The sequence below is a fragment of the uncultured Ralstonia sp. genome (assembly GCA_913056305.1).
In the GTDB taxonomy this organism is placed as follows: Bacteria; Pseudomonadota; Gammaproteobacteria; order Burkholderiales; family Burkholderiaceae; genus Ralstonia.
Genome location: CAJXMR010000310.1, coordinates 1 through 4011 on the forward strand (window position 1 = coordinate 1; position 4011 = coordinate 4011).

Consider the following 4011-nt stretch of genomic DNA (forward strand, 5'->3'; position numbering starts at 1 on the left):
TACTTCGACCCAACTCGTCGCATTACTCCCGATTCAATCGTTACAGGCCACTAGTGAGCCACTGCAGCCGTGCTAGGCAAGCGCACGAGGGGGGGCCACCGCGCGGGCGCGTGACGCCACCGAAGTGAAGGGGCGGCGCTAGTGAGCATGGTGCACAAGATGCACCGGTGCTGCGCGATCCTGATAATCCATCGACCCAGATATTCTCTGAAAGGCTCAATTGATATGAAGATTTCCGCACGAGTAACCATCACGCTGTGCCTTGGCGCTTTGCTGAGCGCCTGCGGAGGTGGCTCGGATAGCGGCACAACAAGTGCGGCGATCCCACAAAGCGTGGCTCCTGGAACGAGCGTGACGCTTGCGGCGAACATGTCGGTAGAAGTGCCGGCAGGGGCGACCGTCAGGGCCCCCAACGGTACCGTTGTAACCATCAATGGGGCATCCGACAAGGTCTATACGCAAGCGGGCGCAGTGGTGTCAGTGCCGGCGAGCGCGACTGGACCTGCGAATGACGTCGTAACTGCAGGCCCGGCCTCCGGCGGTGGCTTGGTGACTTCGGCAGTGTCGGCTACCCGCATCGCGGGTTCAGCCACAACCAATACTACGCCCGTGGACGGAACGGGTTCGGCTGCTGTGTTTTGGGGAGGCGGACATCTTGCCACGGACGCATCCGGCAACATTGTCCTGTCGGACCGCGGTGCGCTTAGGAGGGTCACTCCCGGCGGAGTCGTGACCACGTTGTCGACACAGACCACATGGGATGGTGTTGTGCTTGATCCGTCTGGGAATATCTTTGGGTCGGGAGATTCGCCGATTGCTACGTTTCCGATGACGTGGAGCGCAGTGCTGAACGAACTGACACCGACAGGCAACTATCAGCAATTGTTTGCCAACTGGGAAAGCTCCACCTCTGCTGTATCGACTGGTAACGGCGGTCTCGCGATGGACAGCAGAGGCAACCTCTTGCTTGCCGATGTGGTGAACAACCGTATCGTGAAATTTTCGCTCGACAGCGGAACATGGGCGGTGCTTGCTGGCAGTGGGGTGAGTGGCAATCAGGATGGCCCTGGGCCCAACGCCACGTTCACGCTGTCCGGCAGTCCCGACCTCGCTATCGACAGTGGCGACAATCTCTACGTGAGAAGTCTCGACACGGTTCGGAAAATTTCGCCGGATGGAACAGTGACGACGGTAGCGCGACAACTCCCGACCGCGTCTGGAGCCATCGCGGTGGACCGTTCGGGAAGCATCTACACAGCAGGGAATTGGGCAGTTCAGCGTGTGTCTGCGAACGGTGACGTCGTGTCATACCCTTTCGCGAACACGTCGGATTTCATTACGTCCCTAACCATTGACAACAGCGGTAATCTTTACGCTGGCACCCGAGGCGTCGGGGCACAAATCTTCAAGCTCAGCTTCTGAATGTTGTCAGAAATGCCGGAGCCTGGGCTCTTGAGGGGGGGGCGTCGAGGTAGGTACTGCCACGCGGCATCCACCAGCAACGCGAGGAGACCCAGTCGTGGGCAATGTCAGTGCTGCTCGGATGGCGGGCTCAACATGGTCCGGAGCCCTTCGATGCTCAGAGCTGGCACCCGACTCTGCTCCGTTACGAAACCTCGGTTTGCGGACTTAGCGGTGTATCTGACGACCGCCTGTGGCACCTGGGGTGTATGGTACGACCTAACTTGGCCGCGATCGCCGCGGTGGAGATTCCCACAGCAGCCATTTCAGAGGCAAAACTCACTTGCGCAGCCGCTCCAGAACCCGGCTTTGGCGAGCACGGAGTGATCCTGGGGTGGGACAAAGATCCCGAGGCAAAAGACAAGCGATTGGCTGCTCAATAGGAGCTCGTGGCGCCTTTCCAGGCAGACTCGGTAAAGCGACCTCTGCCATCAGCTTAGCAACCCACGAGCGGGCTACACGCCGCGCGTTGCCGACCCAGGCGGCCAATCCCGGAGGAAGCGAATTCGTTTTTTAGTACACAAGTTAGTACACTGCAGAAGCTGCCAGGTCTTGGGGTGGCTTAAGTAAGCCATCTACGGTTCATCGCTAGGTTTTGAATTGATGACGGCCATGCCCATCTACCCCGTCTCCGTCAAAGGCGTCCTGCGGTTGCCCACCGGCGAGGTCGTCCTCCTGCTCAACGAGCGTGACGAATGGGAGTTGCCCGGCGGCCGCATTGAGTTGGGCGAATCGTCCACCGAATGCCTCGCACGCGAGATCGCCGAGGAGCTGAATCTGCAGGTGGAAGTTGGCGCGCCGCTCGACACGTACCTGTTCGAGGTCATCCCGGGCAAGCACGTGTTCATCGCCACCTATGGCTGCACGCTGGTCGGCCCATTCGCGCCGGCGCTCAGTCACGAGCACAAGCGCCCGGGCGTGTTTGCGCCCGATGCGCTGCCGGCCAATCTGCCTGGCGGCTACCGCGCCTCCATCACCATGGCGTGCGCAACGGCCGCCTGAACGCAGATGCGCGCGCTCTTCATCTGTAGCCGCAACCGCATGCGCAGCCCGACGGGCGAAGCGGTATTCGCCCAGTGGCCGAATGTCGAGACCGATTCAGCGGGCCTGGCGCTGGACGCGGAGGTTGTGCTGACGGCCGAGCAGATCGACTGGGCGGACGTGATCTTCGTCATGGAGCGCGTGCATCGCCAGCGCCTGTCGCAGCGGTTTGGCCCGCAGCTGCGCGGCAAGCGGGTGGTCTGTCTCGATATTCCCGATGACTACGCGTTCATGCAGCCGGAACTCGTCGCGCTGCTGGAGCGGCGTGCGGGTCCGTATCTGCGAGCGTGAATCGCGGTGATGGGCGGCTCAGTCTTCGCGCCAGCGCCATCGCGGTGGCTCGCCCTTCCACCAGCAAACCAGCACCAGTAGCAGGCTCAACGCCATCGTGTAGGCGACGAACAGGATGGGCGCATGGGCGGGGCGCAGGATGATTACGCCGGCAATCAGCAGGATGAAATAACCGACGAAGACCAGCCACCCTTGCCAGCGCACGGGCAGACCCCATCCCCAGCCGTAGCGCTTGGCGCGAAACCAGTAGGCTGGCGGCTCGGACGGGTTCGAAGATGAGGGTGATGGGTTGGCGGCTGACATCACTGCACCAAAGCAGCGTGGCGTCGTCGCTGCGCGGGGCAGTCAAGACGAGCGCGCTTCATCCGCGCGCCGGCCCGCGTGTTCCTCGGCTTCGCGGTTGCGCCGCGCCGCACGTTCTACACCGCTGTACTCGACGACAAACAGTGCGACGATGGCCAGCACGACGCCCGCTCCCAGCAACCATTGATTGATCAGGCTCATGGCCGTAAGGCGCTTTGCGCCCGGAATTGTTCACGCCTTCAGCGTACGGTGCGGGCCGTCAAAAAGTCGTAAAGAAGCCGGAGCGCGAAGCAAAATTCGCGTCAATGCCGCGGGTGCTGCGGATGAAGGGCAAAACCGGGTGGACAAACGCCAACAGCCAGCCGGTCAATCACCGCTGGCGGAGGTCGTTTGCAACAGAACGGGCGCTCGGGGCGCGCCGAAGCTGCGGGGTCTGGCCAATCTGGCCATCAACCGCGGTCTTGCTGACTGCTGTATCGGAGAGTGGAGCGTTGGCGCGGGCCGGAAAGGCTTCCGGTGTGCGTGCGGATGCAACGCGGGCCAAGCTCGGCGGGCTGGAGGTCGACTGACTTCACGCCGCCAACGGCAGCACCCAGTTGGTGCTACCGGAACAATCGCGCGATCTTAGTAGAGCTTCTTCGGCAGCATTTGCGAGCGCAGGCGCTTACGCGTACGCGACACGGCGGCAGCCTTCTTGCGCTTGCGCTCGGTCGTCGGCTTTTCGTAGGCGGTGCGGGCGCGCAGTTCCTTGATCAGGCCGGTGCGCTCGATTTCACGGCGGAAGCGGCGCAGTGCGACTTCGACCGGCTCGTTTTCTTTCAGGCGGATGGTGGTCATCGGGTCCCTTGCTCAGTACTCAGGTATTCGGGTGGACGGCGAAACAGCGGATTATATACCGCCCAGAGGGCGTGCAGT

The 4011-nt window shown here is 62.0% G+C and carries 6 protein-coding genes; 3 read left to right on the forward strand and 3 right to left on the reverse strand.

Annotated features, from left to right (window positions below; translation table 11 throughout):
* The first annotated feature begins 225 nt into the window (after positions 1-225).
* From QZ609_RS25065 to QZ609_RS25075, 3 genes are all read left to right on the forward strand, one after another.
* The gene (locus QZ609_RS25065; protein WP_295500773.1) at positions 226-1422 is read left to right on the forward strand and encodes a hypothetical protein; all 1197 of its coding nucleotides are present in this window, start codon (positions 226-228) and stop codon (positions 1420-1422) included.
* Between the two features lie 651 nt (positions 1423-2073).
* On the forward strand, positions 2074-2463 hold the full coding sequence (locus tag QZ609_RS25070) for an NUDIX hydrolase (RefSeq protein WP_295500776.1): 390 nt from the start codon (positions 2074-2076) through the stop codon (positions 2461-2463).
* Between the two features lie 6 nt (positions 2464-2469).
* The gene (locus tag QZ609_RS25075) at positions 2470-2793 is read left to right on the forward strand and encodes a low molecular weight protein tyrosine phosphatase family protein (protein ID WP_295500780.1); all 324 of its coding nucleotides are present in this window, start codon (positions 2470-2472) and stop codon (positions 2791-2793) included.
* Positions 2794-2811: 18 nt separating this feature from the next.
* Here the strand turns inward: QZ609_RS25075 and QZ609_RS25080 are convergent, their stop codons facing one another.
* The 3 genes from QZ609_RS25080 to rpsU form a co-directional block, all read right to left on the reverse strand.
* Positions 2812-3096 (reverse strand): hypothetical protein, encoded by a 285-nt coding sequence (locus tag QZ609_RS25080; RefSeq protein WP_295500782.1) that lies wholly within the window; start codon positions 3094-3096, stop codon positions 2812-2814.
* A 42-nt stretch (positions 3097-3138) separates the two neighbouring features.
* Positions 3139-3297 carry a hypothetical protein gene (locus QZ609_RS25085; protein WP_295500784.1) on the reverse strand — a complete coding sequence of 53 codons (159 nt, stop codon included), beginning with the start codon at positions 3295-3297 and terminating at the stop codon, positions 3139-3141.
* Positions 3298-3720: 423 nt separating this feature from the next.
* On the reverse strand, positions 3721-3933 hold the full coding sequence (rpsU, locus tag QZ609_RS25090; RefSeq protein WP_003262970.1) for a 30S ribosomal protein S21: 213 nt from the start codon (positions 3931-3933) through the stop codon (positions 3721-3723).
* Positions 3934-4011 lie beyond the last annotated feature (78 nt).